Here is a 26,680-nt window from a genome sequence, read left to right as displayed (position 1 = left end):
GCCACCGCGGAACGCATCAATTTCCTGTACTCCCGCCTTTTCGGAAGGGTTGTCCCTAACCGAGTCGTGGCGGCTCTCCACACGGAGAACGCGGCGCGCGAGCTACTACAGTGCGCCGACAGCAACCTCGTGCAAGTCGAAATCTTGCGCGTAGCTGTCGACAACCGATGGGCCTCTGTGGTCGAAGCCTTCATCAAAGTCTGGGACGGCGAGCACCCAATCGCGGTCACCGTCCAAGAACTGTGGACCCTCACCACCGGCCGCGCCTCGGCCTAAACCACCCCGAAAGGAAACCACGCAATGTCTCTGGCAAACCTCGAATCCCAGATCGCCGACCTGCGCAAGCAGGCTGCGAACATTCAGAGCCGATGGGCCCGCACCATCGACCTACTCGACGCCGACAACACCCTCACAGACACCGGGAAGCGGGCCAAACTCGACAGCGAGCACGCACAGGTGAGTGCCAAACTCAGCGATCTTCGCAAGAAGGAGAAGGAGCTCATCAGCGCCAAGCGGCAGTCACTTGAGAAGTCGCTGTTCGGGCTCTCCAGCGTGACGAGCAGCGATCCCGGCCAGATCATCGCCTATCGCGACGCACAAGACCGCGCAGCGCGACTCATCCAAGCTGACGAAGCGGGCGAGGTATTCGCGTCAGCCATCCGCTCCGACGACAAGACCCTCGCCGCCGCAGTACTGGCCAAAGCCCTCGAATACCATTGGAGCAGCATCATCGACCAGTACGTCAAGCAAAACCCGAGCGCCAGCGACCAACTCAAAGACCTAGCCAAGCTGCAGGAGTACGACGCGTTCGGCGCAATCCTGTCGTACGCCACCATGGCCACATCACTCCGGGGCGGCTGGTAGCCAACCGGTACCCGCCGCCAGACAGCCCCGCGGCCGGCACGAACGAAAGTGTCCGGTTCCTTCCATCCACTGCCGGCCGCAAGGTACCCACCCCACTCACCCCCCCCCCCTCCACCCAGCCGCCTTTCCCGGCATAGGCGGCCGGCTCCCCCTCCAGTTTTTTGCGAGCAGAAAGGACGTCCAAGGACACGTGACCGAGCGCAAGCTGCACGCTGTCAGGGCGGGCGAGAACGTGCCGGCGAAGCGGGCGCCGCAGCGAAAGACGGTTGCGAAGTCGGTGGTGGCGGCCGCGGCGAGTGGTGATCTTCGTCAGATGCTCGTCGCGCTCCGCAATCGGATCGCGAAGGCGATCGACGACCCAAAGACGCCAGCACCGGCGCTTGCGGCGTTGATTCGGCAGCAGATGGACATAGCGGCCAAGATCCAGGCGATCGACCTCGCTGCGGGCGCCGGCTCGTCCGCGTCGGGCCCGACGTCGGCGGTCGCCTCGACGCCCGACGAGCCGTGGGATGAATCGATGATCTGAACGCGCAACGGTTCCGCTTCGCGGTCCGAATTAATTAGTGCCGGCGGTGCCCCGAACGGCCATCCAGGTGACCACGCGGACTTCGTGCTTTTCGATGCCCGGAAGCGGTTCGTGTGGAGGAGGTGCCGTGATGCCGGCCTTATCAGCACTGTGGAAGCTCAGCGAATTAACGCCTCAGGTCATGCCCCATAGTGGCGGCGGCAGCGATTCCACGACCCGATCGTAGAGCCCGACAAGGTCGATATACGCAGGATCCCGGTGAGACACCTCCATCTCGATGCGGTGCCGTGCGAGAAGGTTTCGGGAACGCGTATTACATGTCATTACGCGAGCGACGAGGAATTTCGGCGGCTCGATCGCTAGATCATGGACACCCGCAGCGAGTAAATGGGACGAGAGACGGTGGTCTGCCATCCAGCGTCCTTGCAAGTCTCGCCGAAGACCGATCACGACGAGCCTTCGCGCTGCGACCTCGGTGCCCTCTACCAAGAGTTCCAATTCCTCGTGCGCCACGGCCCCCGCGAGACGCCCCTCCGGATCCATCAGCAGCAGCAACCTATGGTCGTTGTGCGGCTGGCGCCATTCCATCGCATCGAGCGCTTGGCTCTTGAGATAGGCCTCAACATCACTTTCGTGGACGTTCCCACCTTGCGGGGCGCACACGCAGTCAGCCCCAGAATCGCACTCAAAGTTCGAGAGCGCCGCTTTGTCGCCGACCGTGGCATGCCGGACGATCCATGTCATCGCCTAGTCTCGCCGGGAGCCTACGAAAGCCCGAGTAGCTGTTGGAGTGCCTTCTCATCCTCGGGAGTCAGGATTAGTGGCTCTGTCATCTTCTCGAGGTAACGTTTGCCCCGGCTTACAAGCGATCGTTCGTCCTCATATGTAATGGCGAATATCGAATCCGACATCCAGCGTCGGAATGACTCGTTATCGCTGAACTGCTTGAACAGCTCGGTGTCATCCTTTAGCACGGCATTCATCACGCGCCCGAGAGCCTTGTCGTGCTCGATCCGAGCGTTCTGCTTGTCGCTGTTTACCCTGGCATTACGGTAGGCGGGGTCCAAGCTAACCTGAGCTGGAATATCCTCCGTTATAAGGCGTCTCACCCTGTCCGTGTCCGTCCACGAGATGTTCCCGAACTGGTCGTTGAAGGCTTTAACGATGTTGCTCAGGCGGTCCAGTTCAGCTTCGGGCTGCACGCCGCCTCCCGCGGTCGGTACCGGCCCAATCTCCGCATCTTGGTCTGGAAGCGCGATCTGCATCGAGGCTTGCTTCTCCACGCGGTAGCTGTCGATGTCGATGATTTCGAGAATCCCTCGGGACAGATCGTCCTCTTGGGGCGCAGGTAGCTTCGGGATGAGGAAGTCTAAAAGAATCGACCGCTTCTCCCAGTGGGCATTCGAATAGGGAAGTAGTGACGCGAGGAAGCCGTAGGTTCGAACGAATGCCTTTGCCTTGCTCTTGAAGTCGACTTGGCCGGCCTCGTCGAGCTCCTTGTAGGTGGCGACACATGCGTCAAGAATCGGATCCAGTTGATCCCGCTCAGCGCCTCCGAGATACAGCTGGACGAAGGCATTGATCGCCTGGTCGTTGTAGACCTCGTAGTCATCGAGGTCAGCCGCGAGGTCGTGCAGCTTGTTCGGATCCGTCTCTTCGCTGAGGATGGTCGTCTGGTAGTAGTCAGCAAACGCAGCTGTGATAGCGCCCGAGTTGTTCTGGAAGTCCAGGACGAACGCGTCGTGCTTCTGCGGATGGGCTCGATTGAGTCGCGATAGCGTCTGAACGGCCATCACACCCGACAATGGTTTGTCGACGTACATCGTGTGCAATAGCGGCTCGTCATAGCCGGTTTGGAACTTGTCCGCGGCGACGAGGAATCGGTACGGGTGCTCACGGATGCGCTCGGCGATCTGGCTGCTGGGGAAGCCGTTCAGGATCGGTTCGCTAGCGAGCTCACCTCGGAAGTCGTGCTCACCCGAAAACGCGACGATGGCTTGGTACGGACTCTTGCGCTCCGCGAGGTATGTCCGGATAGCGAGGAAGTACTGAATAGCGCGCTCGATGCTGCCCGTCACGACCATGGCACGGGCCTCACCACCGATCTTCTTGAGTGCTATGACTTGCTCGTAGAAGTGGTCGACCATGATCTCGGCTTTGAGCCGGATGGCGTGGTCGTTGCCCTCCACGTAGCGCCGGAGCTTTTTGTTGGCGCGCTTTACGTCGAACTCCGGATCAGCCTCCACCGTCTTAACAAGCTTGTAGTAGCTATCTACCGGGGTGTAACTGCGGAGCACGTCGACTATGAAGCCTTCCTCGATGGCCTGCTTCATCGTGTACGCGTGGAACGGTCGGTGTTTAGTTTGGCCATCCTCTGCGTAAGGTTCCCCGAAAATTTCGAGCGTCTTGTTCTTGGGTGTTGCTGTGAACGCGTAGTAGCTGGCGTTGGGCAGCATCTTGCGCGCCTCGACGAGCCGGTTGATTTTGTCCTCGGTTGTTTCGTCATCGTCCTCGCCACCGGCCGCCGATAGAGCCTTGCTCATTGCGGCCGAAGCTTTTCCGCCCTGACTCGAATGTGCCTCATCGATGATGATGGCGAACCGTCGGTGTCGGTGTTCGCTACCTATCTCGTCAAGGATGAACGGGAACTTCTGGACTGTCGTGATGATGATCTTTTTGCCCGCCTCGATAAAAGCTTTGAGGTCCCCCGAGCGCTCTGCGTGTCCAACGGTTGCTGATACCTGCACAAACTGCTTAACCGTGTCGCGGATCTGCTTATCGAGAAGGATCCGATCGGTGACGACGATGATTGAATCGACGACTTCGGTTCCATCGCGCTTGCAGCCGATCAGCTGATGCGCTAGCCAAGCTATAGAGTTCGACTTGCCGCTACCCGCCGAGTGTTCGATGAGGTACCGATGCCCGACCCCGTTCGCGATAGTGTCAGCGAGCAGGCGTCGAACGACATCGAGCTGGTGGTACCGGGGAAAGATTTGCTTGGCTTGCGTCTTGCCCGTCCTCGGGTTCTTCTCACGGACGATCTGCGCGTAGTTCTCCAAAATGTCGGTAAACCCGCCGGGCGAAAGTATGCGGCGCCATAGGTAATCGGTCTTCAAACCATCGGGGTTTGGCGGATTGCCGGCGCCACAGTTCCAACCCTGATTGAAGGGGAGAAACCAGGACTGCTTACCGCGAAGGTCTGTGCAGAAGCGCACTTCCTGATCGTCTATAGCGAAGTGCGCGACGCAGCGACCGAATTGGAAGATCAGCTCACGTGGATCGCGATCCATCTTGTATTGCTCGACAGCGTCCTCCACCGTCTGCTTCGTCAAGCTGTTCTTGAGTTCGCAAGTGGCGACGGGCAATCCGTTAATGAAGAGGCAGAGGTCGAGGGCAAGCTGCGCTTCGTCCTTGCTGTACCGAAGTTGTCGTGTGATGCTGAAACGGTTCGCGGCATACCGCTCGGCTGCCGACGGATTGCCGGCCGAAGGGGAGCCGAAGAATAAGTCAAGTTGGTGTGGGCCGTGCTTCACGCCATCGCGCAGCACAGAGACGACGCCGCGTTTGGTGACCTCTCCTTGGAGCCGGGCTAGGAACTTACGACGGGCAGGGTTGTCCTCGTCCAGGTCGAGGCTGTCAGCCGCGGCCGGCTGTGTCGCCCGCAAGAAGGCGGCGAGTTGGGCAAGATCCAGCGCATACTCACGGTCATAGTCGCTGGGATCGCCTGCGAGCCAACCGCCCGCAGGAGAGGTCATGTACTCAACGATGAGCGTCTCTAAACCTTTTTCGCTGAGATCGGTACTCATGCCGTTATCTCCTCGTCAGCTAGCTCATCTGACAGCAAGTCGGCGTCATCCCCGCCCTCGAGCAGCTCATCCGTTAGCGGGAGCTCATTGGCTTCTTCGATTTCCTCCGTCAGCCTTGATGCTGCTTCACGGACATCGACCTGTCCAGTGACGACATCTGTGACCATTCGAGTGCGATACTCGTGCAGGTGCTTAGTCTGGTCTGTCATCTTTTTCTTAATCAGGGACTCTAATCGAACGAGATTTGCAATTCTCGACTGGACAGCAAGCGCTGGCAGCGGAATTTTCTCCTTCATAAGGGATCTAATGTTCAGAGGTCGGTTGCGCCCAGCTGCGCCCCTGGAGTGATGATTTAGGAGCATTTGTCCCCAACCCGTTTGTAGGAACGACAACAGGTAGGCAGACTCGGCAATATCTGTTTTTCCACGTAGAATGGGATAGCGATGACTGGCAACGCAACCATGGTCGTTTCCATCAGCGAGAGCAACTGCCCCTTCCCAGGCGAATTGGCCGCTGAGTACTAGATCACCCTCCTCGATCCAGAAAAACCGTGAATCCCCGAGCTCCGCTCCCTTCGTGGGCAGCTTATGGAAGATTCCCCTACCTCGATTATAGAGGCCTATCGGGACATAAACTTCATCGTCTTCGCGGTTGACTGGTCGCTCTATCTGGCCCGCTACAACGCCGATGCGGTATTCGTGTGTACCGCTCGATAGTTGTGCTTGGTGCGTGATCGTAAGCCGCCTCTCCTTCAACAGGCTAACCAGCTGTTGAGCGGCGTGAACGTAGCGGCGAATGCGCCCGTCTACATCAACGAGGAATCGTGCTATAGCAGCCTGTTCATCGGGAGGCGGAACTGGAATTGGAATTGTCAAGAACTCATCGGGATACAGGCGTAGACGCGAGGATGTAATACCGGTAGAACGGGCTAAGTATTCCGCGCGATATTTCGGCGTCCTCAGAAGTTCGTCCAAATATTTGTCGCTGAAAAGTCCCGGTCTCCGCTGGCGGTAGACAGCGTACGATGGGCTTACAAGCCCGTAGTCTTTCGAGACTCCAACTGCGGCCATCCAAGCCCACATGGTATTGACGACAACGTCTCCGGGTCGGCAAAGCTTAGCGCCGACGTTGGACTCCGCGAGAAACATTGTGACATTCTTCTCGCGCCTTGGCGTGACACCTGTCTTATGCGATACGGACAATAGCTCCTCGTTTCCCGTTTGGGAGCGCTCGTCTACTTCTCGCAACAAGACTTTGGCGCGGAGCACTTGCCAATGTGAGGGAAAACTCCCGATAAGGTCCGCTCCCGATGGCTGATAACCCGCGTACGGTTCTAAGAGTTCCTGTTTCATTCGACCGGGCCATCACCTAACAGCTCAGCAAGCAGCCCGTCGGTTTCTTTTTCAAGCGCACGAATGTCCGTATCGATCTCATCCAGACTGCGCATCAGCTCGGGCCTGTGGAAATGACGGGCAAAACTGATCTCGTACCCGATCTTGATGCTGGATGGGTCGTACCAGGCGTCAGCGGTGTACGGCAGCACCTCGCGTCTGATGAAGGAGTCAATGCCGCCAGACTCGGTAAGCGGAATTTGCTCGCTGTCGCGCAGGTCGCTGTCCGGCTCGTACTCAACGACGCGTGGCTTGCCAGACAAGATCACCTCGAAGAGTCCACGCAGCGGGTTAGGCTCTGTGCCGGCCTTATGGATCTTCCTGATGACGGGCGGCGCCGTGCCGTCTACCAGGCCCTCGGCCTTCAAGGACTTGATTTCTTTAAGTGAGTAAGCGCGCTCAGGGTCAATGCCCCGCAGGCGCAGCGGCCGTTCGACGGTCACCTTCTGATAGCCGAACGCCTTGTTAGGGAAAATCTTCGAGCGCACGCTTTCCTCGAACGCCATGAAGGTGTCACATATCGCTTCAATGTCGTCAGCGGACAGCTCGCAGTTCTTTTTGCCTAAATTCTTGCGCAGTGGTTTACACCAGTCAGTGGCGTCGATGAGTTGCACTTTGCCCCGACGGAGCTCGTGCTTACGGTTGGTAAGCACCCAGATATACGTTGCGATCGCGGTGTTATAGAACATGCCAGGCGGGAGGGCAACGATAGCTTCGAGCCAGTCGTTCTCGATGATCCAGCGCCGAATGTTGCTTTCGCCCTGACCCGCGTCGCCCGTGAATAGGCTTGAGCCGTTGTGCACCTCGGCGATGCGGCTGCCTAAGTCAGTGCCGTGCTTCATCTTGGACAGCATGCTGACCAGAAAAAGCAGTTGGCCGTCGCTTGAGCGCGTAACCATCGAGTATTCGGGGTCACCCGCGTAGTCGATGATGAAGCGCGGGTCATTGATGCCAGTCTTGCCGCCCATGCGCTCTAAGTCGCTCTTCCAACTCTTGCCGTATGGCGGGTTGGAAAGCATGAAGTCGAACTCGCGCGAGGGAAACGCGTCGTTAGAAAGTGTCGAGTGCTCAGGTCCACCAACAATGTTGTCAGCGGCCTCGCCCTCTCCTTTCAGAAGCAGATCCGCCTTACAAACGGCGTATGTCTCAGCACTAATCTCTTGTCCGAAGAGGTGCGTCGCGATCTGACGGCCCTGCTTCGTGCCCAGTTGCTGCAGCGTCTCCTCGGCCACAGTCAACATGCCACCTGTGCCGCACGCGCCGTCATAGAGCAGGTATGTGCCCGATTGGATCTGCTCCGCGACCGGAAGGAAAACCAGCTTCGCCATCAGCTTGACGGCATCGCGAGGTGTCCAGTGCTCTCCCGCCTCTTCGTTGTTTTCCTCGTTGAAGCGGCGAAGAAGCTCTTCGAAGATCGTGCCCATCGCGTGGTTGTCGAGGCCTGGGTGTTTCACTAAACCGTCTGCGTTGACGACGGCTTTCGGGCTCAGGTTGATCGATTTGTCGAGAAACTTCTCGATTAGCGAGCCGAGTGCATCGGCTCGTGACAGACGTGGGACCTGGTTCCGGAACTCGAAGTTATCCAGGATCTCTTGCACATTCGGCGAGAAGCCGTCGAGGTAGGCCTCGAAGTCAGAACGTAGCTGCTGCTGTGACGCGCGGGACCGCAGGTCACGCATCGTGAATTGGGACGTGTTGTAAAAGGCTTGGCCGGCTGCCTGCCGGAGTGGCGCGTCTTGGTTGGTGATGCCCGCCGCGTCAAGGGATTTCTTCATGTCGAGCACGGCTTGCTTAGTAGGCTCAAGGACGGCGTCGAGCCGACGCAAGACAGTCATTGGCAAAATCACGTCGCGGTACTTGCCCCGGACATACAGGTCACGGAGGACGTCGTCCGCGATACCCCAAATAAAGCTCACGATCCTGCTGTGCTGTGCCTCGTCCAAAGACTTGCCCCCTTCAACCATCGGAGTCGCGTTGGGCGTTGTGTCTTTACGGTGTCCAGGACGAGCCAGTCTTGTACCGCGGAACCGCCAAATCCCCACTTCATTATATGTGCGAGGCAGGCCGCCAAGGCGGTCTCTCAAGCGGCAGAGTCGGGCTCGCCTAGGTCCTCAGTCGTGGCTCGCCGACGAGGTACGCCGCGACAAGGCCGGACCATGCCGAACTTTGCCGGTGGGAGCGGTCGCGGCGCCGGCCCGCTCATATCAGATCCAGAACGGTCGCGGCGACGTCGAGCGCACCGGCGATGCCGGCCAACGAGGCCGCGGCCCGGCGCGGCGGCCCGGGGGCGGGGCGATCCGACCGGATCCGCCGACGTACCGGCGTCGAACCACCCCGCAGCGGCGACCAGTCGAGCGTCCACCACGCTGGCGAGCGCACCCGCGGCGTGCATAGCGCCGGCGAGATCTTGAAGCACGGCGCAGTAAGCGGTTTTGCCGGTGGTTACAGCTACAGTCCCTCCATCAGCTACCTCGTGCTGATCGATCGGGACCAGTGCACGCAGGCGAAGAACCAGCGCGCCGGAAGACGAATGCAGTCGCGACCAGTCTCCGGGACCTGCGATTAAACGAACAAGCCGACGCGATCGAGGCTTATCACGCTCTCGTCGATGAGTATGTCGACGAGCAGCAGGCCGCGGACCCAGCGGCCGTCGTTCCGCGCGGCATGGCGAAGCCGGACGACGGCCGAATGTATCTGGTCGCACATGCGACCCAGCGAAGCGCTTGCTGGACCGGGTGCCGTGTAGAGCAAACGGTCGACCTGAGTCCGCGCCTCCTGCCGGTTTATCTGCTACGCCGGGAGTAGTTTGGCCCGCTGAAGCAATTCCAACACCCGAGTCTGATTTTTGTAGAGATTGCCGGGGTAGGCATTTTCAGGAAAATGGATATACATTTCGTCGGCGTAGTATTTGGCTTCGGCTTCTATCTTCTGCAATTCAACTTCAATATCGAAGGCTGGGTCTTCAAGCGACTCGCGTGTTATACGCTGCATCACGAGGTGCGCGATAACCCGGCCGCCATGGGTGACGACGCCGGCATCGAGACCACCATTGTAAAAGACCGCCAGGTCATCCAGGTGGTTTTCCACTTCGCGCAACACGAGAACCGCACGCTGCAGCAGCAAGGGACTGGTCAATGGATTGAAGAGCGCTTTGTACACCGATTGGTCTGAAAATAGTCGTGAGACTTCGCGTTTAGCGAGCATTGCGTGCCCAATATTTGACGAGGCGCAGGCGAGGGCAACTGCCGCTTCACGAACCTCGATGACTTTGGCCCGATCCTTTGACTTCGGCACTTCGCCTGCACGCAGAAGATATTCGTAACCCAGAGATTTCAGCTCGTGTGCCAGTCTGTGCTGCTGCGGGTCGAGGAATGCAAAATCCTGGCTGGAGACCACATTCTGTGTGTTGGCAAAGCGGGTTATTCGTCGACCAAGATCTTCATCTTCAGCTTTGACCTCGATACAGCGGACTAGAACAACAGCCTTCCCAAGATTATCTTCCGCCTCAGTGCCGATCGCCGCCCCAAGGGTAGACACAGTCTGAGCACCATTAACGACACTTGCACCGATGAGCTTGAAATAGCCGGTTTCGCGATTTAGATGAGCGGTAGGGCTCGTTACAATCGCGTCGGCGAGCATCGTAATGCCATTGTTGTAATAGAAGAATTTGTCGGGTTCGGACTTAATTGTTTCGAAAATTCCTTCGTTGATATCAGAGCGCGGAATTACAACACGTATGTTTTCTGAAAAAAGGTCCGTTCCGTAGGTCTTGAACCAATGAGCGATCTCGGCGGCGCTGACTCGCCCGTAGAACACCTTCATGGGGTCATTGCCTTTGCCCCAATCACTCATCGTCAGCTCAATATCGATTTGCTGGCGGCCGCTGTCGACGATAGACCTGAAGAGGTCCGCCTGGTTGAAGTGTTCGTGTGTAGCTATAGGGTCGACATCTTCCAGATCATTCAGTTGCGCTAGTAACTCCGAGAATGGGCCGCTCCACCTCTTCTGACAGGCGGTCGCTGGCCGTCGACACCGTTACTAGTCGAATTCGAGCTCCCGGCGTAATCAATACGTCTCGGATCGCCGTGCGGATCTCGGCGCTCGCGTGAACGAGCTCGCTGTCTGACTTCATCCCGAGCAGTGCCCGAACACCGTCGAGAAACTTCAGGACGTCGCCTGACACAAGCGAACCCTTGCCATCCTGCCTTTACTTCGACTGGGCGAGCACTACTAGCTTGGCGTTGACGTCGACGCCTACGGCATCGATGCCACGGTCGCCCCCGCCGTCCGTGATCTCGACGCTCTGAGATGCCTCACCCGACTCCGGAAGTGCCAATCGCACGGCGTACTTGGCTAGGAGCCTCGATAGGTTATTCACGTCATCGAGGTCCGTTTTCCAGTCTTCAGAGCTGGAGTTTGACCGAAGGTGCGTCTCGATCTGAGTGACGTGGAAACCGCTCAACGCACTTCGCCCCCCGCCGACCGAACATGCTGCCGGCGCTGAGAATCGATTCGTTTGTCGAGGAGCCGATCCGCGAGCAGCAATGAATGCCGGCCACCAAGCGCGCCCGCCGACCCACGGACATCCGCGGGCAGCGCGAGCAGACGGAGCTCGCCAGCAAGAGTCATCAGGGTCCGCTCGGCGCTCATCCTTGCAGCGGGCTGGCTTCCACCAGAAGCCGGCTGGATGAGATTCGGATCCGCCTGTTGGGCGCGCCGATCTCCCATGTCAGGCCGAAGTCACGGCAGATGCATGCCGGCTGAAAGATGACCTTCTCCGGCATCTCCCTACCTCGTTGGACCGCCTGGACGCACAATCGAGAGCACCACTGACTTGTGGCCACTCTCGCTCGCAATCCCGGTGATCCACTCCCATGTACGGCGGCACAGGTATAACTCTAAGAGGTCGGGGACCGGGTCCCACAACCCCTTCTCTGCCTTAGATGTTATGGGTGGGGCTTGTGTTACCCGCGCCGGTCCCGCATGTCTCGTTGCCGCCGGCAACCGAGGTCTGCTCCTCGGCTGCGCAGTGCCCGCTTCACTAGGCCGGCTGAAACCGGCGGTCGTCCGCTCACATCAGGCGTAACAAGCCTCGACGCCGTGACCGCCACGTTTCATTGGCCGAGACAACGATTAGCACGCCGGACCCCGGGAATTTGCGCGCGCTCCGCACATTCCCCGCACAAACGCGCCCAATCTGGCACGAACCTACCTGTACCTCGCCGTACTAGATAAGCCCGAAAGTTTCTGCCTCGCAAGTCTTTAAGAGACTTGCGTGTACTGCAATTGACGTGAGGCCGCCAAGCTGAATACGCGGGTTCGATTCCCGTCATCGGCTCCACGAAACACCAGTTCAGCGCCATCGGCGCGAAGATCACCCCGCTGAGATCGATTTCTGACCGTCTTTGACCGTCACCCGGCGAGACCGTCACCGCGACGCCGTCTGCTGGCTGTGTCGGTGCGCGGACCTACCATCCACGGCGTGGGAACTCCACAACAGACCAACAGGGGGAGTGGTGATGTCGGACGACCGCGACTCGCAGGCATCTGTCGACAACGGCGAAAGCAGCGAGACGCCGGAACGGGAACTAGCGTCGGTCACGCTGCGGATGGGATCGGGCGGCCCCGCCAATCCGCTGATCTTGCAACCCGGCGCAATCGCCTTCGAGCCCGACCCCAGAAGTGAGACAACGCCGCTCACTAACTGGGTTTGCGACCTCTCCGAAAGCGACTTCAATCGCTATCTCGACGCGCTCGACGCGTTGTCGAAAATCCACGTCACCAACCTTTTCAGCACCGTTAGGCAATCTGCACTCGATTTCATGGCAGTGGTTGGCGACGCGTACAAGGCCTTGTACGAAAACCAGATTTCGACAATCAGGCCAGACGATTTCATTCATTGGACTATTAGATTGCGCACCGGTGTATTCGGTGTCTGTTCGGCCATCCACCATCACCAAGAGCAAAGCTATGCCGCCGTGAAACGGAAATTTGGCGAAGACTCCCCCGAACACGAAGCCATGAAAGTTGCGTTCGGCGAGATCTACGACAACTGCTTTGGATACCGGTTTCTATACAAGCTTCGTCACTGCATGGTCCATTACTCAATGCGTGCGGTCGACATTGGCACGGACTCCCGTATGCACGAAGGCCAGGATCTCCGCTGGTTTGAGATCAACATGAAGCGATCCGTGATGCTCAAATCCAAGAAGCTGCTTAACGCCAAACTACGTGCTGAACTGGAAGCGCTAGACGAAGACCCTGTGATCGTTGAGATGCAAACCGCAGCATTTAAAGAACTCATCAAGACAAATCGTAGAATCGTCGAAATACAGTATCCGGAAATAGCCGATATCTGCGCCACCGTCCGCGAGTTCGACGCGCTGTTTGAAGGTATAGACGGCAGCCGTGGGCTAGCGATCAGCCGCAGCCAAGAAATTCGGTCGCCGTTCACGTTCGAGTTCTACCCGATCGCGGGCCAAGTGATCATGGCTGCGCGTCAGTACATAGACGGCACCTAGCTTCTGCGACGCTTCGGCACGACTTGGGAGCGTCAACCGGTCGGCTCATCGCTTCCAACGCGGCCATCGTTTCGGGTGATCGTCATCGAACAGATGCGTGTGGACCGCCGGAGTCGGCGTCACCTTTGCATGTCCCATGAAGCGCCGCAAAGACTCGTCCGACTGAACCGTCGACGCCGAGTCTGAGCTCTTAATGTCCACCTAGGTTCACCAGACATCACATACAGCTTCGCTCCCGACCATTGCTGTAAGGCCCCCATACCCCGCGCGGGCCTTCGCTAGTCGCCACGGCCTGGGAGGGGCGAGATGGACATCGTGCTCGGCGTTTCCCTGGCGCCCGATTCGGTTCGACTGGTCCTGGTGCAGGGCGAATCGGCCGACGGCACCACGATTGACGAGAACGAATTCCTTGTCGACGACGCGCCGACGGTCAGCGCCTCCGATCGGGTGATCGCCGCCGTCGTCGGCACCCGCGACGACGCGAACCGCGCCGGCATCGCAGTGTCCTCGGTGGGGGTCGCCTGCACCGACCAGCTGGCAGCTGCGGCGCTGCGCGATGCGCTGGCCGCCCATAAGGTCGAAAACGTCATGCTCGTCTCGGCATTCGTGGCCGCCGCTGCGCTGGCTCAATCTGCAGGCGCCGCAAGGGGTTACGAGAACACAGCGATGTTGCTGGTGGAACCCGACATCGCAACGCTGGCGGTGGTCGAAACCTCGGACGGGTCCGCTTCCGAAGTCCACACGACACCCGTCCTTACCCCCGACGCACTCGCCGACATGGTGGCCGGGCTCGGCGAAGGGCCGGGCCGCCCGGGTGGCCTGATGGTGATCGGTCACGGCGTCGACGTCGGCCCCCTCGCCCGGAGCCTGCAGGAGTCGACGACGTTGGCGGTCAGCGCCCCCGAGCAGCCGGAGACCGCGCTCGCCCGCGGGGCCGCGCTGGCGTCCGCGCACGCATTCGCCACGTCAACCACCGCGCTGGCCTACGCCCAAGACCCTGACACCGGCGGCTTCCCATACCTCGGTGGCGGGCGTCCCGATGGCCACGCGTACAGCGCCGTCGACGACGACGGCGTCCAGGCCCCCACCGTCGTCCTGCCCAACCGCGCCGCAGCCGTCCGCAGGTCAAAGCTGTTGGTGGGCAGCGCGATTGCGGTGGCCGGCTTCAGCGCGGCCCTGGCCCTGGAGGTGGCCCTGACGGTCGGGGTCCACACGACAGTCGGGATGTTGCCCGCCCCTCTGCACAATCTGGTGGCCCCGGCCGAGCAGGTACTCGCACCCGAGCCTGTGGTCACCGCCAAGGCGGTCACGCCCGCGCCGTCGGCGCCCATTGCGCTGACGCCACCACCGGTGGCACCGCCGCCTGACGTTCCGGGCGCCGCCGTGCCCCCCGTTCCCGTTCCCGCGGCGCCGGTCCCGCTGGCCTTGCCGTCGGTGCCACCCGTCCCCCTGCCACCTATCCATCTGCCCGATCCGCCGGCAAGCCCACCCGCTGTCCAGGCACCGCCACCGGCCCGGCCCCCGACGCAAAGTCCCCCACCGCAATCACCGCCCGCCCATCAGAAGCCACCCGGGCAAGGAACGGCACACAATCCCGGCGTACACCCCGGCAGTGGAGCGCCTGCAAACGGCCAAACACCGAGCAGCCCAAGCGGTTCCGGCGGCAACACCCAGACCGGTGGCGGCCCGCGCAGTGGCGGCACCGGCAGCGCGCCCGGCGGTAGCAGCGGCGGCTCGGTCAGCGCCGGGGTCCACCACTAGCGCGCGCCGGACGGCGACGCAGTGCAGCCGAAACACGTCATTTCCCGCGAGGTCCGCACCTTGTCCTGATCTTGACCTGCGGGCGCGCTCTTCACGCCTGACCTCGACCTTCAGCCCGACTCCGCGCCTAAACCGCCGTTGCCGAACCGTGATCGACGTGTTACCCAAATACACACGCGCCCTTGCGCTTCCGCAGGTCAGAGCGGATTTACCATCATCGGTATTACAACTCTGTCAGTTAGAAGGAATGGGAGCCATGCGGGCGGTTGTTCGGTGTGTTCTTGGGGTGCTCGGTGTCGCGGCAAGTGTCGTCGCGGGCCCGGCCGCGTTGAGCGTGGCCGCGGCGAATCAGTCACCGACTTTCACCGTCGCGTCGATCTCGCCGGCACGGGGCCAAGTGGTCGGGGTGGCCCACCCCGTCGTCGTGACGTTCACCGCCCCCGTTGCCAACCGGCGCGCCGCCGAGCGGGCCGTCGAGGTGAAGTCGACGCCCGCCATGACCGGCACATTCCAGTGGCTCGACAATAAGGTCGTGCAGTGGGTGCCCGACCGATATTGGCCGGCGCACAGCACGATTGCGCTGACGGTGGGTGAGGCCACCTCCGAGATCAAGACGGGTCCCGCGGTCATCGGTACGGCCAGCATCTCCGAGCACACGTTCACCGTCAGCATCGACGGCGTCGAGGCGGGACCGCCGACCCAGCTTCCCGCGCCGCACCACCGCCCCCACTTCGGGGAGCAGGGCGTGATGCCGGCGTCGATGGGCCGCCCGGAATTCGCGACGCCCGTCGGGTCCTACACCGTTTTGTCCAAAGAGCGCTCTATCACCATGGATTCGAGCAGCGTGGGCATTCCCGTCGACGACCCCGACGGCTACCTACTCACTGTTGACTACGCCGTCCGCATCACCAGCCGCGGCCTGTTCGTGCACTCGGCGCCGTGGGCCCTACGGTCACTGGGGCTCGAGAACGTCAGCCACGGCTGCATCAGCCTGAGCCCCGATGACGCCGAGTGGTACTACAACCACGTCAACGTCGGTGATCCCGTGATCGTGCAGGATTAGCGAGCGCCCGACCCGAAAAGCCCCGCACCCAAGCGCAACACGGGTGCGGGGCTTTTTCATGCGGATCGAACCCCGCGTGGCTGCGCGACACCTCAGCTGCGCTCCCGTGCCCGCCTGCCAAGACTGAGGCGCACGCCTTGCGCCGAAGGCCGATACCACGGGACCACTCCGCAAGCCATTAGCGGCTGCTGCTTCGCCGATGACGATGGCGCTGCGCCCAACAAGAAGCGGGCCCGCTGGCGTCAAACCAGCGGGCCCGTCGGTGAATTCGGAGGTGTCAGCTCGCAGGCCCCGCAGGGACCGGCTGACCGGGCACCGGACCACCAGACGGCGCCGGACCCGTCGTGACGTCCTTGACGCCGGACATGTCGATGATCGGGGCGGCTGGGAGTCCATCCGCCGGGCCGGCGAGCGCAACCAGCGGCGCACCGGCGGGCACCACGGGTATCGGCGGCGCGATGGGCACCGGCGGCACGACGGGCACCGGGGGCACCAGCGGCAGCGGGCCGGGCACGGCCAGCGGCACGCCGGACATATCGGTGAGGGGCGCCGCGCAGGCGCCGGCCGCGGCGGGCGCACCGCCGGCCGCCGGTGCGCCGGCGACGAAGGGCGCCTCACCCGCCTGCCCCTCGATGCACGCGTGTCCGCCCGTGATCAGTGGGGCGGCTGCCGCGTCCGGGCTCAACGCTATGGCCGCTCCGCACAAGCCCGCGCTGGCAACCACTTTGATGTTGAACCGATCGACGATCGCCATCAGCGTCAACTCTCCTTATATTCGCGCTCACATAGTTCGCAATCGTCGGTGCAGCAGAACCGCATAGCCGTACCGAAGTCGTTTCCCGACCGCGCCAATTGTCAGCAGTCACACCGCGACACGACACGCGCCGCACCGCGTCGTATCCAAAAGGTGACGTCACGACGCCATCACAACTCGAACAGCTTCCGTAAACCCGTTGTGAGCTGGGTCAATCGGACGCGCGACGCCGCGCCAGCCGCGAATGGCGAGCGCTCGGGGCGACTGAGGCGCCCGAGCCGGTGCGCCGCCAGATGAGAGTGAACCCGATCGGGCGGCGAGCCGTGATACGGGTGTCCGGCGGGGCGCGATGTCATGGCCCGGTCACTCCTTGCCACGGGAAAGGATTCCGATGCCACCAGGTGACGGCAGCCTCGCAGGACGGGTGGCTCTGGTGACCGGCGCCGCTCGGGGGCAGGGCCGCGCGCACGCGGTGCGGCTGGCGGCCGAGGGAGCCGACGTCATCGCCCTCGATCTGTGCGGTTCGGCGTCGCCGAGCATCGCCTACCCACCCGCGACCGCCGACGAATTGGCCGAAACGGCGCGCGCGGTGAAATCGACGGGCCGCGACGTGCTGACTCGCGAGGTGGACATTCGTGACCTGACGGCCTTGCAGCAGGTCGTGGCGGACGGTGTCGCTCAGCTTGGGCGGCTCGACATCGTGGTGGCGAACGCCGGAGTCCTGAGCTGGAACCGGCTGTGGGAAATGTCCGAGGAGCAGTGGGACACCGTCATCGGCGTCAACTTGAGCGGGACATGGCGCACGATCCGCGCCGCGGTGCCGGCGATGATCTCCGCGGGAAACGGCGGCTCGATCATCGTGGTGAGCTCATCGACGGGATTGAAGGCCACTCCGGGCAACGGCCACTACTCCGCCTCCAAGCATGGGCTCGTCGGTCTGACCAACGCCCTGGCCCTCGAGCTGGGTGAATATGGGATCCGGGTCAACTCCGTGCACCCCTACGCGGTGAAAACCCCGATGACCGGATTCGAAGGCATGTCGGACATCCTGGGCCGCTACCCGCACTACCTGCACAGCCTCTCCCCGATGCCTCTGCAACCGCACGGCGTCACCGATCCCGAGCGGCTCGGCCTGCTGATGCCCGAAGAAGTCTCCGACGTAATTGCCTGGCTGGCCGGTAGCGGCTCGGCCACCCTGTCGGGTTGCCAGGTGCCCGTCGATCGCGGCCAACTGAAGTACTAGCCGCCTCCCTTCCATGGGCCACGCGCGAGCGTGGCCCTTTTTTTCGCGCCGACCAAATCTCTGCGCAGCTCATTCACAGGAAATTCCGAGTGCACTCAACATGAACATAAGGTTTCATAAAAGTGAACACGCTGAGTGAAACTGTTGACAAGCAGAGGAGACGGGACTGTGGCTTCACCGCGGCTCATCGCCACATCGCTGCGCGGCGCGGCGCTGTTGGGCGGCCCGTTGACGGTCGTCGCGATCGCCTGGGCGACACCCGCGCACGCCGACGCGTCGGCTTTCTTGAGCGATATGCACCGGGATGGCATCCACGCCACGTCCGGCGGTGACGCCGCGCTGTTACAGGCCGGCTTGAACCTGTGCCAGCAACTGTCGTGGGGCGCCCCGCCGGCACAGCTGGAAGGCCTTGCGCTGCAACGCTCCGACGCAAGACAAGGCGCCGGGGGGCTGACACCCCAGCAGGCCGACGACGTCGTGGGCTACGCCCAGCGCGACCTCTGCCCCGACGCCTGACGCGCCTGTCGCCCGTTAGCCGCGCGGCGCGACCCGCACGCGCTGAGGCCGCGACGGCGATTGCCACGCGGCAGCTCCGATGTGCCGCGCGCCCAGCGCGGTCACGTCGGGCCGCAACCACAACGGTGGCCCGCCGGCCGGCCGCTCGTCGTTCACCGTTCATTCGCGGGACTTAGTGTGCGCGGCGTGTTTTGATGAGCTTTCGCGAAAAGCGCATCATCCGAATCGGGCGCGGGCAAAGGAGACAAAGCCATGGCGGGACGGACGCTGTATGGCCGGCTGGTGGGCGGGGCGCTGGTCGCCGGGCCGTTGGTGATCGGCGGGATCGGTTGGGCCGGTCCGGCGCAAGCCGACCAAACCTCGTTCCTCAACGACCTGCACAACGCCAACATTCACGCCATCAACGGCGGCGACGATGCGCTGTTGCAGATGGGCGCGGACCTGTGCCAGCAGCTGTCATGGGGCGCATCGCCGACGCAGCTGGAAGGCTTGGCGTTGCAGCGCTCCGACGCCGACCAAGGCAACGGTGGCATCAACGGCCGCCAGGCCGCCGACGTGGTCATCTTCGCCCTGCGCGACCTGTGCCCGAACGCCTAGCGGCGCGCATGCCTTGATCGGCACGCGGAGCAAGTTGGCTAACGCCAAGCAACGAAACAGAGCCGTCACTTCGTACCGCACGGATACGCGTCTGATCGGACTTCGTCGCACAACGCGCATTCACGCGTCATGATGAAGTACGGATGCAAGGGGAAGAGCAGGTACGGCGTGTCGCGCAGGTCGTCCAGGCGCGGCGCAGGCGCTTATCGACGGCTATCGGATATGCGTTCCTCGGCAGCTTTTTTGTATTCATCTACGGCATGACCCTGCTGGCTTACTTGCTCGCGTACCAATACCTGGCAGGTCCTTACTGCGAGATGCATCGCATGCGCGCCTCCGACACCTGCTCAGTGCTGCACGTCAACGGGCTGCGTGGTGGGCACTCGGTGGAGCACCTGAACCATCCCGGCGACACACCACCCGAACTGACGCTGCCTCCCACCGCGCATCCCAGTCCCGATGCGATCATCCGCGGTGTTTACTCGCCGGCGGCCATGCAGCGGCTGCATCACAGTGACGGCCTGGAAATGCTGGCCTTCGGTGTGGCTTTGACGCCACTCGTGTGCCTGTTCACCGTGAGATTCGTGCGCGCCAGACGGGCATCACGCACGATGCGGGCTGTGCCAGATGAGTGATCGCGCGGACGCCTGGGCCGGCGTAGGAGGGCGTCCCTAACCCGGCAGCGGCCGAAACACCGCCAGCGCACGGTATTTCGCGGTGAAACGCGCCTCCCGGTATTCGTCGCCCACCTCGCCATCGCGCGCGATGACGGTCGGGCCGTCCACGGCGCTGAACGTGAATTCCGGCACCTGCAGTTCGCGATAGAGCGGGCTGCGCTCGAGGCGCCCCAGCGCCAACGCCGTCAGGATCCGGGTCCGTGCCCAACGCCGGCCCGTCTCGAGGATTCGCACGTCGATCAGGCCGTCGTCCATGCGGGTGCGTCGCGACGGGGCGAACCCGGTGGGCAGGTACACGGAATTGCCCAGGAAGAACAGCGACGTCTGCAGTGTCTTGTTGTCGTAGCGGATTCGCACGGGCGCGTCGCCGCGCAGCGTCCGCAACATCGCGTACAGACCGGCCAGCGGCTTGCCGATGCGCTTCTCCAGCTTCTCGCGCTGCTCGACGAAGGTCGGGTAGGCGCCGATGCTGGCGGTGTTGAGCACCAGTTCGGAGTCGTTGAGGCACACCAGGTCCACGTAGGCCGCGGAGCCGCGGCGGATCGCGTCGACCGTCTTGGCCACGGTGTCGCAGCCGATGTCCTTGGCGAAATGATTGAACGTGCCCGCGGGGAAGACGGCCAGCGGTAGCTCGGCGTCGACGGCCACGGCCGCGGCGGTCGCGACGGTGCCGTCACCACCGCCGACCGCGAGCACCTCGGCATCCGCGGCGGCGCCACGCAACACCTGCGCCGGATCGTCGTCGGGCTTGAGCTCGCGAATGTCAGCCTGCGGCAGCGCCTTTCGCACCTCGTCGACCACGCGGGCGCCGGTGCCGCCACCCGATGCAGGGTTGATGACCAGCACCACGCCCGCGCCGTCGGGCCGCGGGCGGGCCGGCAGCCGCAGGGGTTCCGTTCGGGGCAGCGCGGTTTCGACGATTGGCGGCACCAACCGGCCCCCCAGGACCGCGATGCCCGAGCCGATACCGAACCCGGCGACCACGTCGCCCGGGTAGTGCACGCCGGTCGCCACCCGGGACAGGCCCACCAACCCCGCCAGCAACGACAGCCCGAAACCCAGCAGCGGGTTCTCCAGACCCACCCCCACGGCGAACGCGGCGGCGCTGGCGGAGTGCCCGGAGGGCAACGAGCTCGACGCGGGCCGCCGCACCCGCCGGATCGTGGGCACCTTGTCATAGACCGGGCGGGGGCGCGGCCGGATCCGCTTGGCGACCTGGTTGGTGACCAGGCTGGACACGCCCAGCGTGACGATCCCGCGCAGCGCACCGCGCTGTGCGCTCTGGTTGCCGCTGGCCAGCAGCGCGGCCCCGATCGCGAACCACAGTTTGGAGTGGTCGGCGGCCCGGGTCAGCGGCGGCATCACCGTGTCGAGCAGCGGGGTGTCGGTCGCGGCGACGGCGTCGAACACCTCCCGGTCCAGCGTGCCCAGCCCTCGGGTGATCTGCTTGATGCCGCGCGCGCGTTGCCAGGGCCGCCTGTTCATTGGTTACACCCTAAATTGGTGCTTGGAGATGGACGCACAGGGCTATTGGACGAGATGGCACGACAACGCCGAGCGGTGCGGCGTTGCCTCCTCGGTCGTCGACGAGATCACCCGGCGCTACGGGATCAGCCCGGCCAGCTTCCGGGTGCTGGACGCGCTGACCGAGGTCCGGGATCCCGATGGCAAATCCTTCTTCGTCCTGCCGCGCGGCATCGCCGGCCAGCACGCCCGCGAGGCGGCGCTGATGACCTACGTGGTGAACGCGGGCACCGGCTACGGCAAGGCGGGCGATGGGCCCACCGACTTTCCCGCCACCCCGTATGCCGCCGCGGAAGTGGCGCGAATCGCCAAGCGGCAGAACGATAATCACTGGACCTACGGCCGAGACGTCGGGTTTGTGCATCGCAACGGGGGCCGCCTGGCCAGCACGCCCAACGGCATACTGATTGGCTTGGGCGGCAACTGGATTCAGCGATTGTTCAGCGCGCGAGCCGGCACCACCTGGGGCGACATCTTCATGGTCAACGTCGGTGGGGTGCCCGACGGGGAGGATCAGCTGCGCCGGATCGTGCGCTCGGGGCGGGCCTGGTACGCGGATCGGGACGGCACGCCGCGGCCCAGCGGACTCGCCCTGGATCGGGTGCTGCACCACGAGGAGCGCCACTGCCGGCAGTGGGCGGACCGCGGCTACTTGGGCATGCTCTCCGGTTACGGCCGGGAGTTGTTGCGCGAGTTGAGCTTGGGCGTGGTCAACAAGTTCGAAGAAGAGGCCGGCCTGGCCGACGGCGGCTACCGCAGGGCGTGCACCCCGTGATAGAAGACCATCGCCCCGATCAGCACCAAGACGCCGGCCAGCAGCGCGGCGTTGTTGCGCTCCATCCAGTCCTTGAGCCGTGCCAGCGGGTCGTCGAGCCGGCTCCCGGCCGCGAGGTAGGCGAGGATCGGGATCGCGACGCTCGACGCGGCGACGGCGACAAAGAACGCCGCGGCGGCCCAGTCACCGGCCAGACCCAGCCCGGCGGTGCCGATGCCCAACCCGGCGGGCACGCAGATGAGCGCGACATCCGGGCGCACCACCGCCAGGACCGCCCCGGTGACGGCCGCGCGGGCCGGGGTGATGGTGGCGAAAGACCGCATCCAGCCGGGGGACTCGGTGTGGGCGCGCCGGGTGACCCACTTGTAGATGCCGTAGCCGATCAGCGCCACCCCGAACACCACCCGCAGCCACGAAGACCACCGGGGCGGTGCCTTGTCCAGGCCACCGAGCAGACCGGAGGCGGCGACGGACACCGCCGTCAGCGCGGCCAACGACAGCAGCCAACCCAGCAGAAACGCGAGGCTGCTCGGCCGGGCGCGCGGCGCCTGCAGCACCAGCACCGCCGGGATGACCGTGAGGGGCGACAGCGAAATGACCAGCCCGAGGGGGACGAGCCCGGTCAAGACCGTGCCCCAACTTCCTGCCATGGCGGCATCCTTTCATTGCCGTGCCGACGCGGCGCCGAAGCGCGCCGGTAGTTAGACCAGCATGCGAATCCCGTTGTAGAGCACGACCAATCCGATGAGGAGCAAGATCACGGCCATCATCGCGTCGTGATTGGCCTCTATCCACGCCTTGAGGCGCTGCAGCGTCGCGTCGAGCCGGTCCCCGGCGGCGACGTAGGCGACGACCGGGACCGCGACCGACGACGCGGCGAGGACGACGAACAGGCCGGCGGCCCCGACCTGGGCGGCGGCGCCAAGGGCGCTGTTGCCGACGGCCAACCCCGCGGCGGCACACAGGATGAGTACCTCCGGCCGCAGCGGCACCAGCGCGGCGCCGATCGCGCCCGCGCGTCCCGGCGTGAGAGTGGAAAACGACCGCATCCAGCGCGGCATGCGGCGGTGCCGGTGCCGGGTGAACCAGTGAAAGCCCGCCAGCGCGAGGAGCGCCGCGCCGAGGACCACGCGCAACCAGGACGCCCACTTAGGCGGGGTCGAGTGAAAGCCGGTGAGGAACTCCGAGCCGCTGACGAACGCCGCGGTCAGCGCGAGCAGGCCGAGCAACCAGCCGGTCAGGAAGGCCAGGCTGGTCGGCCGCGGCCGGGGCGCGTGCAGGACCAAGACGGCCGGGATGATCGTGATGGGCGAGAGCGCGACGACCGCCGCCAGCGCCACCAGCTTGGTGAGCACGGGGGCCCAACTTGCGTCCACGGGCAGCAATCATCGCATTGGGCCGTCGCCCGCGCACCGCTTCGCCGGACACCGCCGTCGACCATGGCGCGAAGGCAGCGCGCGGACAGCGCCACGCGCTACCGCGTGGGTCGCGGCGGGGTCCGGCAAAGCGTCATCGCCCCTTGCGGCGCAGCACCCACGCGGGAATCCAATGCGTCACGGTCTTGCGTTGAGCGCCGTAAACCACGGGATAGGTCACCAGCCCCCACCAGTCGCCCTGTTCGCACAAGCCCCAGCAGCTCAGCCACCCCTCCACCACCTTGTGCAACTGCAGGCCGTTGGGCTGATAGCGGCCCGACCGGTGTGGCTCGCGCGGGAACAACACCGTCAGGTCGACCAGCACCGCGACCGGCGGCCGCACCACGTGAAACGGGTGGCGCAGGGGTTGGCCGTTGTAGCCGATCGACGCGAACGGAGCCATCGTTCGATCATACGTTCGAATAACTGGAGTTGGATCGTTTACCGCGCGTCGGCCTCACCGGCTGGATATAGTCGCCTCGCACGGGACAGAGACGGCCGAGGGGACCCCGAAATGATCCGAGTTATGGCTGCCGGCTTGCTGGCGTTCGGCGGGCTTCTGACCGCCGGAGCGGGCACGGCCAACGCCGACGAAATCGAAGTTGACGGCATCTACTCGAGCGACGCCGGCTGCATGGCCGACGCCCCGCACGTCGAGCTCACGCACAACGACCACCTGTACAGCCGGTACGACTGCCGCCTGGGCCCCGACGGGTTCTGGCACGTCTGGCTGCTTAGCTGACCCACACCCCGCTTCTGGCACCATGACGAGGTGTTCAGCGAGACCAGGCGAAGCCCCGCGCTGCTGGACTCGCTGCTCATCGGAGTCCTCGGCGCCGCAATAGGTCTGGCCGGTGCGGCCCGGCCCTCGTTCTGGTACGACGAGGCGGCCACCGTCTCGGCCGCCTACAGCCGTTCGGTCGGCCAACTGTGGCGGATGCTCGGCAATGTCGACGCCGTCCATGGCCTGTACTACCTGTTCATGCACGGTTGGTTTCAGATTGTTCCACCCACCGAGTTCTGGTCCCGCGCCCCGAGCGCGCTGGCGATGGGCGCCGCGGCGGCCGGAATTGTGGTGTTGGGCAAGCAGTTCTCGTCGCGCAGCGTCGCGGTCAGCGCCGGTGTGCTCACCGCGATCCTGCCGCGTTCGACATGGGCGGCGGTGGAAGCGCGCCCGTACGCCGTCTCGATGGCCGCAGCGGTGTGGTTGACGATACTGCTGGTCGGGCTGACGCGACGGGAAAGCCGTTGGCGCTGGGCTTATTACGGCATTTTTCTGGCGGCATCGATGTTGCTGGACGTCTATCTGGCCCTGCTGATCCTGGTGCACGCCGGCTACGTCGTGAGGTATCGGCGCAGCCTCGCTCCGTTCGCGGCGACGGCAGCGTTGACGCTAGGTGCCCTGGTGCCGTTCGTGATTCGAGTCGTCAGGCAGACCCCGCAGATCAAATGGGTGGCGCCCGTCGGACACCGGACCGTCGAAGACGTCGTCGTCCAGCAGTACTTCGAACGTGACCCCCTGTTTGCGGTCCTCGCGGCGTTGGTGATCGCCGCGGCGATCGCGCGCTGGCTGTGGGCGACCGGCCTCGGGGCGGGAGAGCGACAGCTGTTGCTCTTGGGGGCGGCGTGGGCGGCGTTGCCCACCGCGGTGATCGTGGTCTTCTCCGCCGTCGTCCATCCGATCTACACGCCGCGCTACCTCACCTTCACCGGTCCTGCGGTGGCGCTCGTCCTCGGGGTGTGTGTCGGCGCCGTCACCTCGAGACCTTGGCGGGCCGCCGCCCTGGTCGGCCTGTTCGCCGTTGCCGCGGCACCCAACTACGTTCGGACACAGCTGAATCCGTACGCGAAATACGGCATGGACTACAGTCAGGTGGCCGACCTGATCACCGCCAAGGCGGCCGCCGGTGACTGCCTACTGGTCAACGACACCGTCACCTTCATGCCCGCCCCGATGCGCCCGCTGCTGGCGGCGCGCCCCGACGCGTACCGCAAGCTGGTCGACCTCACGCTGTGGCAGCGGGCGACCGACCGCAACGACGTCTTCGACACCAACCTCATCCCAGAGGTGGTCGCAACCCCGTTGAGCCACTGCGGGGTTGTCTGGATCATCACGCAGGCGGATCCGTCGCTGCCGGCACACGAACAGGGCCCGGCGCTGCCGCCCGGTCCGGTCTACGGCCCCACGCCCGCCTTCGGGGTCCCCCACGATCTGGGGTTCCGGCTGGTCGAACGCTGGCAGTTCAACCTGGTGCAGGTGCTCAAAGCCGAGCGGTAGTCACCAGATTCGGAGGTAGTCGACCAGCATCGAGGAGGGGAATTGGCCCGCCGCCGGGTCACCGGCACCCACGCCGCCGACGGCGAGAGTGAACATCGGGGTCATCCAGTAGCCGGGGATGTTGAACGGCCACCGGAAATCGTCGGGAGCGCCGCCGGCGACGTGGATCGGCTTGTTGGGCACCTTGAAGTACTCGGCGCCGTCCCGAGAGAACTCGAATCCCTCTTCGCCCCAATGCATCCGCCAGGTGTGCCAGTTGCCGTCAACCAGTCCGGGGATGGATTTGCCCTCCCAGGTCTTGCCGTTGGACGCCGCGTGCACCGTGGTGCCCGGGGCCCACTGCCCGTTGCCGTACCACTCGAAGATGTCGACCTCACCGTCGGGCAGCGGGTCCTCGTTGACCCCCCAGAACGACGGCCACAGGCCGGGGAACAGGCAGTCGAGCTTGATCCGCGCCTCCCACGTCTGGTTGATCATGCTGCGGAAGGTGCCGCGCAGCTTGCCGCTGTAATAGGTGTTGCTGAGGAAGTCGTGGGTGGCGCACAGCACGAGGTTGGAGTGGCCGTCTTGGTACACGTTCTGGCGGTCGTCGCGGTAGATGCCCTCGACGGGCGGGAACACATCGTCCTGCCACGTCTGGATGGTCCACTTGCTCGGGTCGGGAGGTGAGCCCGCGGGCCCGTCGAATTCGTCGGCGAAGATGTAGGGGCCACCGCCCCCGGCCGACGGCGGCGCCTCCGGTGCGGACGGGGTTGCCCAGGCTTGCGGGAGTCGCATCGCAGCCCCCAGCATGCCGAGCCCGGACGTCAACAACATGCTGCGACGATCCATCTACATCCCACCAATCGTGAAAGCCGTTCCTGCAACCGGGCGCGATACCCCCAGGAAACTCTCGCAAACGGTGTTACTAAACCACGCACCGGGGTCGTTCGCATCCCGCCCCGCCGGTCCGATCCCGCGGCCGCGCCG

At 63.7% G+C, this 26,680-nt stretch carries 24 protein-coding genes; 13 read left to right on the top strand and 11 right to left on the bottom strand.

Annotated elements, in window-relative coordinates; translation table 11 throughout:
* The 3 genes from A5714_RS27255 to A5714_RS26745 form a co-directional block, all read left to right on the top strand.
* Nucleotides 1–276 (top strand): hypothetical protein (locus A5714_RS27255; protein ID WP_231975940.1); only part of this gene is annotated, 276 nt, incomplete at its 5' end.
* A 24-nt stretch (nt 277–300) separates the two neighbouring features.
* Entirely contained in the window at nt 301–864 is a 564-nt protein-coding gene (locus A5714_RS20405) for a hypothetical protein (RefSeq protein WP_068288280.1), read from the top strand.
* A gap of 190 nt (nt 865–1,054) precedes the next feature.
* Nucleotides 1,055–1,390, top strand: a complete 336-nt coding sequence (locus tag A5714_RS26745) for a hypothetical protein (RefSeq protein WP_082959875.1) — start codon at nt 1,055–1,057, stop codon at nt 1,388–1,390.
* Between the two features lie 174 nt (nt 1,391–1,564).
* Here A5714_RS26745 and A5714_RS20395 read toward each other — a convergent pair whose 3' ends face one another.
* From A5714_RS20395 to A5714_RS25600, 5 genes are all read right to left on the bottom strand, one after another.
* Nucleotides 1,565–2,134: a hypothetical protein gene (locus tag A5714_RS20395; RefSeq protein WP_068288277.1), complete on the bottom strand. Its 570-nt coding sequence runs from the start codon at nt 2,132–2,134 to the stop codon at nt 1,565–1,567.
* A 20-nt stretch (nt 2,135–2,154) separates the two neighbouring features.
* Nucleotides 2,155–5,196, bottom strand: coding sequence for a type I restriction endonuclease subunit R (locus tag A5714_RS20390; protein ID WP_082959874.1), 3,042 nt, complete (start codon nt 5,194–5,196; stop codon nt 2,155–2,157).
* Nucleotides 5,193–6,344 (bottom strand): restriction endonuclease subunit S, encoded by a 1,152-nt coding sequence (locus A5714_RS26255; protein WP_156747412.1) that lies wholly within the window; start codon nt 6,342–6,344, stop codon nt 5,193–5,195. The genes A5714_RS20390 and A5714_RS26255 overlap by 4 nt, the downstream gene beginning before the upstream one ends.
* A gap of 200 nt (nt 6,345–6,544) precedes the next feature.
* Nucleotides 6,545–8,530, bottom strand: a complete 1,986-nt coding sequence (locus tag A5714_RS20380) for a class I SAM-dependent DNA methyltransferase (protein WP_231975939.1) — start codon at nt 8,528–8,530, stop codon at nt 6,545–6,547.
* Nucleotides 8,531–9,377: 847 nt separating this feature from the next.
* Nucleotides 9,378–10,439: an AIPR family protein gene (locus A5714_RS25600; RefSeq protein ID WP_082959873.1), complete on the bottom strand. Its 1,062-nt coding sequence runs from the start codon at nt 10,437–10,439 to the stop codon at nt 9,378–9,380.
* Nucleotides 10,440–12,106: 1,667 nt separating this feature from the next.
* On the opposite strand from A5714_RS25600, the gene A5714_RS20370 reads away from it, so the two are divergent.
* The 3 genes from A5714_RS20370 to A5714_RS20360 all read left to right on the top strand — a co-directional run bounded on the left by A5714_RS20370 (nt 12,107) and on the right by A5714_RS20360 (nt 15,932).
* Entirely contained in the window at nt 12,107–13,108 is a 1,002-nt protein-coding gene (locus tag A5714_RS20370; RefSeq protein WP_068288269.1) for a hypothetical protein, read from the top strand.
* A 306-nt stretch (nt 13,109–13,414) separates the two neighbouring features.
* The gene (locus tag A5714_RS20365) at nt 13,415–14,869 is read left to right on the top strand and encodes a hypothetical protein (protein ID WP_068288265.1); all 1,455 of its coding nucleotides are present in this window, start codon (nt 13,415–13,417) and stop codon (nt 14,867–14,869) included.
* Nucleotides 14,870–15,125: 256 nt separating this feature from the next.
* Entirely contained in the window at nt 15,126–15,932 is an 807-nt protein-coding gene (locus A5714_RS20360; RefSeq protein ID WP_068288261.1) for a L,D-transpeptidase, read from the top strand.
* 277 nt (nt 15,933–16,209) lie between these two features.
* Here the strand turns inward: A5714_RS20360 and A5714_RS20355 are convergent, their stop codons facing one another.
* Complete coding sequence (locus A5714_RS20355) at nt 16,210–16,695, bottom strand: hypothetical protein (RefSeq protein ID WP_082959871.1); 486 nt, start codon at nt 16,693–16,695, stop codon at nt 16,210–16,212.
* Between the two features lie 382 nt (nt 16,696–17,077).
* On the opposite strand from A5714_RS20355, the gene A5714_RS20350 reads away from it, so the two are divergent.
* The 4 genes from A5714_RS20350 to A5714_RS20335 all read left to right on the top strand — a co-directional run bounded on the left by A5714_RS20350 (nt 17,078) and on the right by A5714_RS20335 (nt 19,677).
* Nucleotides 17,078–17,929 carry a mycofactocin-coupled SDR family oxidoreductase gene (locus A5714_RS20350; RefSeq protein ID WP_068288258.1) on the top strand — a complete coding sequence of 284 codons (852 nt, stop codon included), beginning with the start codon at nt 17,078–17,080 and terminating at the stop codon, nt 17,927–17,929.
* Nucleotides 17,930–18,097: 168 nt separating this feature from the next.
* Nucleotides 18,098–18,445 (top strand): DUF732 domain-containing protein, encoded by a 348-nt coding sequence (locus A5714_RS20345; protein WP_068288256.1) that lies wholly within the window; start codon nt 18,098–18,100, stop codon nt 18,443–18,445.
* A gap of 252 nt (nt 18,446–18,697) precedes the next feature.
* Nucleotides 18,698–19,042, top strand: a complete 345-nt coding sequence (locus A5714_RS20340) for a DUF732 domain-containing protein (protein WP_068072187.1) — start codon at nt 18,698–18,700, stop codon at nt 19,040–19,042.
* A gap of 143 nt (nt 19,043–19,185) precedes the next feature.
* Complete coding sequence (locus tag A5714_RS20335; RefSeq protein ID WP_068288253.1) at nt 19,186–19,677, top strand: hypothetical protein; 492 nt, start codon at nt 19,186–19,188, stop codon at nt 19,675–19,677.
* Nucleotides 19,678–19,713: 36 nt separating this feature from the next.
* On the opposite strand, the gene A5714_RS20330 is transcribed toward A5714_RS20335, so the two are convergent.
* On the bottom strand, nt 19,714–21,204 hold the full coding sequence (locus tag A5714_RS20330) for a bifunctional phosphatase PAP2/diacylglycerol kinase family protein (protein ID WP_068288250.1): 1,491 nt from the start codon (nt 21,202–21,204) through the stop codon (nt 19,714–19,716).
* A 28-nt stretch (nt 21,205–21,232) separates the two neighbouring features.
* On the opposite strand from A5714_RS20330, the gene A5714_RS20325 reads away from it, so the two are divergent.
* Nucleotides 21,233–22,018 (top strand): hypothetical protein, encoded by a 786-nt coding sequence (locus A5714_RS20325; protein ID WP_068288247.1) that lies wholly within the window; start codon nt 21,233–21,235, stop codon nt 22,016–22,018.
* Here the strand turns inward: A5714_RS20325 and A5714_RS20320 are convergent.
* From A5714_RS20320 to A5714_RS20310, 3 genes are all read right to left on the bottom strand, one after another.
* Nucleotides 21,994–22,668 (bottom strand): GAP family protein, encoded by a 675-nt coding sequence (locus A5714_RS20320; RefSeq protein ID WP_068288244.1) that lies wholly within the window; start codon nt 22,666–22,668, stop codon nt 21,994–21,996. The genes A5714_RS20325 and A5714_RS20320 overlap by 25 nt on opposite strands.
* A gap of 51 nt (nt 22,669–22,719) precedes the next feature.
* The gene (locus tag A5714_RS20315; RefSeq protein ID WP_197513835.1) at nt 22,720–23,373 is read right to left on the bottom strand and encodes a GAP family protein; all 654 of its coding nucleotides are present in this window, start codon (nt 23,371–23,373) and stop codon (nt 22,720–22,722) included.
* A 154-nt stretch (nt 23,374–23,527) separates the two neighbouring features.
* Nucleotides 23,528–23,836 (bottom strand): hypothetical protein, encoded by a 309-nt coding sequence (locus A5714_RS20310; protein WP_068072170.1) that lies wholly within the window; start codon nt 23,834–23,836, stop codon nt 23,528–23,530.
* A gap of 123 nt (nt 23,837–23,959) precedes the next feature.
* Between A5714_RS20310 and A5714_RS20305 the strand changes: the two genes are divergently transcribed.
* Nucleotides 23,960–24,175, top strand: a complete 216-nt coding sequence (locus tag A5714_RS20305) for a hypothetical protein (protein WP_231973861.1) — start codon at nt 23,960–23,962, stop codon at nt 24,173–24,175.
* Between the two features lie 30 nt (nt 24,176–24,205).
* Complete coding sequence (locus A5714_RS20300) at nt 24,206–25,711, top strand: glycosyltransferase family 39 protein (RefSeq protein WP_068288236.1); 1,506 nt, start codon at nt 24,206–24,208, stop codon at nt 25,709–25,711.
* On the opposite strand, the gene A5714_RS20295 is transcribed toward A5714_RS20300, so the two are convergent.
* A complete protein-coding gene (locus tag A5714_RS20295; RefSeq protein WP_068072161.1) occupies nt 25,712–26,542 on the bottom strand; it encodes a family 16 glycosylhydrolase in 831 nt (276 codons plus the stop codon). It lies immediately after the preceding gene.
* Between the last annotated feature and the right edge of the window lie 138 nt (nt 26,543–26,680).

The organism is Mycobacterium sp. E2462, assembly GCF_001672685.1.
In the GTDB taxonomy this organism is placed as follows: Bacteria; Actinomycetota; Actinomycetes; order Mycobacteriales; family Mycobacteriaceae; genus Mycobacterium.
The sequence above is the reverse complement of the archived record's forward strand: the minus strand, read 5'-3'. Positions and strand labels throughout refer to the sequence as shown.

Bases quoted from the DNA above. Each gene is read 5' to 3' on its own strand.
- A5714_RS20405 (WP_068288280.1), top strand. From the start codon at position 301: ATGTCTCTGGCAAACCTCGAATCCCAGATCGCCGACCTGCGCAAGCAG.
- A5714_RS20395 (WP_068288277.1), bottom strand. From the start codon at position 2,134: ATGACATGGATCGTCCGGCATGCCACGGTCGGCGACAAAGCGGCGCTC.
- A5714_RS20390 (WP_082959874.1), bottom strand. From the start codon at position 5,196: ATGAGTACCGATCTCAGCGAAAAAGGTTTAGAGACGCTCATCGTTGAG.
- A5714_RS26255 (WP_156747412.1), bottom strand. From the start codon at position 6,344: ATGTTTCTCGCGGAGTCCAACGTCGGCGCTAAGCTTTGCCGACCCGGA.
- A5714_RS25600 (WP_082959873.1), bottom strand. From the start codon at position 10,439: ATGAGTGATTGGGGCAAAGGCAATGACCCCATGAAGGTGTTCTACGGG.
- A5714_RS20370 (WP_068288269.1), top strand. From the start codon at position 12,107: ATGTCGGACGACCGCGACTCGCAGGCATCTGTCGACAACGGCGAAAGC.
- A5714_RS20365 (WP_068288265.1), top strand. From the start codon at position 13,415: ATGGACATCGTGCTCGGCGTTTCCCTGGCGCCCGATTCGGTTCGACTG.
- A5714_RS20360 (WP_068288261.1), top strand. From the start codon at position 15,126: ATGCGGGCGGTTGTTCGGTGTGTTCTTGGGGTGCTCGGTGTCGCGGCA.
- A5714_RS20350 (WP_068288258.1), top strand. From the start codon at position 17,078: ATGCCACCAGGTGACGGCAGCCTCGCAGGACGGGTGGCTCTGGTGACC.
- A5714_RS20340 (WP_068072187.1), top strand. From the start codon at position 18,698: ATGGCGGGACGGACGCTGTATGGCCGGCTGGTGGGCGGGGCGCTGGTC.
- A5714_RS20335 (WP_068288253.1), top strand. From the start codon at position 19,186: ATGCAAGGGGAAGAGCAGGTACGGCGTGTCGCGCAGGTCGTCCAGGCG.
- A5714_RS20330 (WP_068288250.1), bottom strand. From the start codon at position 21,204: ATGAACAGGCGGCCCTGGCAACGCGCGCGCGGCATCAAGCAGATCACC.
- A5714_RS20325 (WP_068288247.1), top strand. From the start codon at position 21,233: ATGGACGCACAGGGCTATTGGACGAGATGGCACGACAACGCCGAGCGG.
- A5714_RS20320 (WP_068288244.1), bottom strand. From the start codon at position 22,668: ATGGCAGGAAGTTGGGGCACGGTCTTGACCGGGCTCGTCCCCCTCGGG.
- A5714_RS20310 (WP_068072170.1), bottom strand. From the start codon at position 23,836: ATGGCTCCGTTCGCGTCGATCGGCTACAACGGCCAACCCCTGCGCCAC.
- A5714_RS20305 (WP_231973861.1), top strand. From the start codon at position 23,960: ATGGCTGCCGGCTTGCTGGCGTTCGGCGGGCTTCTGACCGCCGGAGCG.
- A5714_RS20295 (WP_068072161.1), bottom strand. From the start codon at position 26,542: ATGGATCGTCGCAGCATGTTGTTGACGTCCGGGCTCGGCATGCTGGGG.